The following is a 4,358-nucleotide window of genomic DNA, read 5'->3' as shown; positions in this document are numbered from 1 at the left end:
ACCCTCAGCTGTCACCAAAGGGCAAGTCGGCGTCGCCGAATGGGCATCGCCCTGGGGTGTGAATTCGAACAATTCACACATCAGCCACCCTCGGAGACAAGCCGAATGAACCGTCACCTCCTCGCGAGCGCCGTGTTGTGCGCCCTGGCCGGCACCGCAGGTGCGCAGTCGAACGCCGTCGTCTACGGCGTCATCGACACCAACCTCGGCTGGGGCAGCGGCTCGGTCAGCGACAACAAGCAGGTCGGTACCGGCGGCCTGATGGGCAGCCGGCTCGGCTTTCGCGGCACCGAGGAGCTGGGCGACGGCTGGAAGGCCAACTTCCTGATCGAGACCGGCCTGAACAGCGATACCGGCACCCAGGCCTCGCCGGCGCCGGGCCTGTTCTGGAACCGCCTGGCCTACGTGGGCCTGGGCAGCCGCTTCGGTGAAGTGCAACTGGGCCGCCAGTACACGCCGACCTTTCTGATCCACGCGACCTACGATGCCTTCGGCCCGCAGGGCGTGGCGGCGCAGCAGGTGCTGCTGGGCTCGATGGAAGTCGCGCAACCGGCCAACATCCGCGCCAATAACTCGGTCACTTACCTGACGCCGAACACGCTCGGCGGATTCGTCGCCCACGCCATGGCCAGCGCCAACGAAAGCTCGCCCACCGGAGGCAAGTACACCGGCCTGAGCCTGGGCTGGCAGGGGGGCGCGTTTTCGGGCCATGTGGCTTTCGCCAGCTACTACAACCCGGCCATCGACGACCTGAACAGCCTCACGCTCGGCGCGCGCTACAAATTCGGCAGTTTCACGCTGTACGGCCTGTACGACCGCGCCAACAGCGGCAAGGGCCCGGACAGCCACGGCATGCAGCTGAGCGGCATGTACACGGTCGGCACCACCGACCTGAAGGTCTCGATCGCGCAGTCGGTGCTGAAGTCACCCGCCGGCACGGACATCGGCACGACGACCCGCACCGGCCTCGGGTTCGTGCACCATCTGTCCAAGCGCACGGCGCTGTATGGCAGCTACGCCCACCTGGCCAACCGCGATGGCGCGGCGGCCACCGTCAACGGTGCGGTCACGGCGCCGAACGAAGGCGTCAACGGCGCCGACCTCGGCATCCGCCACGGCTTCTGACGCCGGAGAAGGCGATGCACCTGCATGCGATCGGCGAGACGTCGCCCGGCAGCGCCGGCGGTGGCTACCTCGTCCGCCCCGGCCAGGCCTGGTTCGCGTTTGCGATGACCTTCGGTCTGATGCTGTTCGACTACATCGATCGCCAGGTCATCGTTTCGCTGTTCCCGTACCTGAAAGCCGAGTGGGCCTTGAGCGACAAGCAACTCGGCGGCCTGGTCTCGGTGATCTCGCTGGTGGTGGCCGTCGGCGCGATTCCGGTCGCGCTGCTGGCCGACCGCTTCAGCCGCGTGCGCAGCGTGGTGGTGATGGGCACGCTGTGGAGCGCCGCCACCGTCTCTTGCATGTTCTGCGGCAACTACGCCCAGCTGTTCACCGCGCGAGCCATGGTCGGTGTGGGTGAAACCGGCTACGGCTCGGTGGGCGCGGCGTTGATCGCCAGCCTGTTCCCGGCCCGCCTGCGATCGGCCTTGCTGGGTGCCTTCTTCGCCGCCGCGTCGCTCGGCTCGGTGCTGGGCGTGCTGCTGGGTGGCGTGATCGCCGCGCGCTGGGGCTGGAAGGCGGCTTTCGGCGTCGTCGGTCTGCCCGGCTTGGTGCTGGCCCTGGCTTACCTGGCTGTGCGTGACTACCGCACCGTGCCGCTGACGCCGCGCCTGCAACGCGCCACTGAATCGGCCGGCAGCGTGGCGCGCCACATTGCCGGCGCGCTGTTCCGCTCGCGCACGATGCTGTGGGCGTGCCTGGGCGGTGCGATGCAACTGGTGGTGGTCTCGGCGATCTGGTCGTGGCTGCCGAGTTTCCTCAACCGCGTGCACAACGTCGCGCCGGAGCAGGCGGGCAAGCAGGCCGCCGTGGTCGTGCTGGCCGGCGCACTGGGCAGCTTTGTCTGGGGCTCGGTGGTTGACCGGCTGGCGCAGCGGCGCCAGCACAACAAGCTTCTGGTGGTGGCGGTGCTGTGCTTCGTCGCCATGCTGCTGCTGTCTTTTGCCTTCGGAGCCGCGCCGTACGAGCATCAACTGCACTGGATCATCGCCGGAGGCTTCGTGATGACCTGCAGTGTGGGCCCGATCGCCTCGGTGGTGATCGACGTGGTGCACCCGTCGCTGCGCGCGACCGGCGCCGCCGTGCTGTCGCTGTTCCAGAACCTGCTCGGCCTGGCGCTCGGGCCCTTCCTGGCCGGTGTGCTGTCCGATGCCATGGGCTTGACGATGGCGCTGATCGTGATCACGGCCTTCGGTGCCGTGGCCGCCTTGCTGTTCGTCAAGGCCGCGTTGAGCTACGAGGACGACGTGGCCGCGCTGGCCAGCGTGCGCCTGAGCGCGGCGGACGACCTGACCCAGCTTCCCGCCGACCCGGCCACCGCCTGAACCCTGACCCCTCCACTTCCTCCCAGGAGAACCCCATGACCAAGGCCATTCGCTTCTACGCAACCGGCGGCCCCGAGGTGCTGAAGTTCGAAGACGTCGACGTCGGCGAGCCCGGCCCGGGCCAGGTGCGCGTGCGCCATACCGGCATCGCCGTCAACTTCATCGACATCTACTTCCGCATCGGCCGCTACCCGGCGCCGCTGCCTGAAGGCGTGGGTTCGGGCCTGGGCTCGGACGCAGTGGGCGTGGTCGAAGCGGTCGGCGAGGGCGTGACCTACCTCGCGCCGGGCGACCGCGTCGGCTACATGCTGGGCCCCTTGGGCGCCTACTCGGAAGCACGCGTGATGCCGGCCGAGGTGCTGATCAAGCTGCCCGACGGCATCTCCGACCGCACCGCGGCGACGATCATCATGAAGGGCCTGACCGCGCAGTACCTGTTCCGCCAGGTCTTTCCGCTCAAGGCTGGCGACACGATCCTGTACCACGCTGCCGCTGGCGGCGTTGGCCTGATCGCCTGCCAGTGGGCCAAGGCGCTGGGCGTGACGATGATCGGCACCGTGGGTTCGGACGAGAAGGCCGAGGTCGCCAAGCAGCACGGCTGCACCCACGTCATCAACTACAACAAGGAAGACTTCGTCGCGCGGGTGAAGGAGCTCACCGACGGCAAAGGCGTCCCGGTGGTCTTCGATTCGGTCGGCAAGGACACCTTCATCGGCTCACTGGACTGCCTGCAGAAGCGGGGCACGCTGGTCAGCAACGGCACCACCTCCGGTCCGGTGGTGATGGACGTGACGCTGCTGGCGATGAAAGGCTCGCTGTCGGTCACGCGGCCCGCGATGGTCGACTACGCGCTGCCGCGTTCGAACCTGTTGAAGATGGCCGACGAGCTGTTCGACCTGGTGCTGCAGGGCAAGATCAAGAGCGAGCCGCAGCAGGTGCATGCGCTGGCCGATGCGGCCGAGGCGCACCGTGGACTGGAGTCGCGCAAGACGATCGGCGCGACCATCCTGGTGCCGTGACGTCATGGCGGCGATGAAGCTCTTCGTCTCGCCGGGCGCCTGTTGCCTGGGCGCACAGGTGGTGGTGCAGGCGCTCGAGCTGCCGGTCGAAGTGGTCAGCGTGCCGCTGCGCCAGCCCGATTCGCCGATCCACCACGTCAACCCGTTGGGCCGCGTGCCGGCGCTGCAACTGGGTTGCGGCAGCGTGCTGACCGAGAACTCGGCCATCCTGCCTTACCTGGCCGACCTGCGCCCCGGCACGCCGCTGTTCGCGCCGGCGGGTGGCGCCGAGCGGGCGCGCATCCAAGCGTGGATCGGCTACATCTCCGCCGAGGTTCACACAGCGGCATTCCGCCCGATCAACCGGCCCGAGCGCTACTCGAACGACCCGGCGATGCACGCTGCGATCCGCGCGCGCGGCCGCGAGCAACTCTTCACCGCGCTGGATCACCTCGAGCAACGCCTGCAGTGGCATGAATGGCTCGAAGGCGGCCGCTTCACAATCGCCGATGCCTACCTCGGTGTCTTTGTGCGCTGGATCGTGCCGCTCGGCGGACCGTTCGACGGCCTCGAAGGCTTGAACCGCTTCCGCACCGCGTACCACGCGCAGCCAGCAGTGCAGGCAGCACTCGCCGCAGAAGAGGTCGCTGCGCGCTGAGGCGGTTCCACGGGCCCACTCGGCCCGAAGGAGACATTCCACCTGCGATGGTCGCGGCGGCAGGGCGTCGGGGGTACCTGCCTTCTGCGGCTCGCTCGCGGTCGACTGCCGAGGTGAGCCACGTTAATCCGCATCTTCACCCTTTGGTGCCCTAGACCCGTGGGGGCGACCGCGAATGAGAGCCCCCGAAGACAGGCACCCCCACCACCCTGC

4 protein-coding genes are annotated in these 4,358 nt (G+C 68.3%); all 4 read left to right on the top strand.

Features of this window, described 5'->3' with window-relative positions; all coding sequences use genetic code 11:
* The first annotated feature begins 105 nt into the window (after positions 1-105).
* The 4 genes from AC1DYI_RS27845 to AC1DYI_RS27830 are packed head-to-tail and all read left to right on the top strand — an operon-like array spanning position 106 to position 4,145.
* Positions 106-1,125: a porin gene (locus AC1DYI_RS27845; protein ID WP_477207368.1), complete on the top strand. Its 1,020-nt coding sequence runs from the start codon at positions 106-108 to the stop codon at positions 1,123-1,125.
* Positions 1,126-1,139: 14 nt separating this feature from the next.
* Positions 1,140-2,489 (top strand): MFS transporter, encoded by a 1,350-nt coding sequence (locus AC1DYI_RS27840; protein WP_477207367.1) that lies wholly within the window; start codon positions 1,140-1,142, stop codon positions 2,487-2,489.
* A 35-nt stretch (positions 2,490-2,524) separates the two neighbouring features.
* Positions 2,525-3,508: a quinone oxidoreductase family protein gene (locus tag AC1DYI_RS27835; RefSeq protein WP_477207366.1), complete on the top strand. Its 984-nt coding sequence runs from the start codon at positions 2,525-2,527 to the stop codon at positions 3,506-3,508.
* Between the two features lie 13 nt (positions 3,509-3,521).
* A complete protein-coding gene (locus AC1DYI_RS27830) occupies positions 3,522-4,145 on the top strand; it encodes a glutathione S-transferase N-terminal domain-containing protein (protein WP_477207365.1) in 624 nt (207 codons plus the stop codon).
* The last annotated feature ends 213 nt before the right edge of the window (positions 4,146-4,358 follow it).

This window comes from Ideonella sp. P3_A4, from assembly GCF_056403075.1.
Note: the sequence above shows the minus strand (reverse complement) of the source record. Positions and strands in the feature narration are given on the sequence as shown.

Bases quoted from the DNA above. Each gene is read 5' to 3' on its own strand.
- AC1DYI_RS27840 (WP_477207367.1), top strand. From the start codon at position 1,140: ATGCACCTGCATGCGATCGGCGAGACGTCGCCCGGCAGCGCCGGCGGT.
- AC1DYI_RS27830 (WP_477207365.1), top strand. From the start codon at position 3,522: ATGAAGCTCTTCGTCTCGCCGGGCGCCTGTTGCCTGGGCGCACAGGTG.
- AC1DYI_RS27835 (WP_477207366.1), top strand. From the start codon at position 2,525: ATGACCAAGGCCATTCGCTTCTACGCAACCGGCGGCCCCGAGGTGCTG.
- AC1DYI_RS27845 (WP_477207368.1), top strand. From the start codon at position 106: ATGAACCGTCACCTCCTCGCGAGCGCCGTGTTGTGCGCCCTGGCCGGC.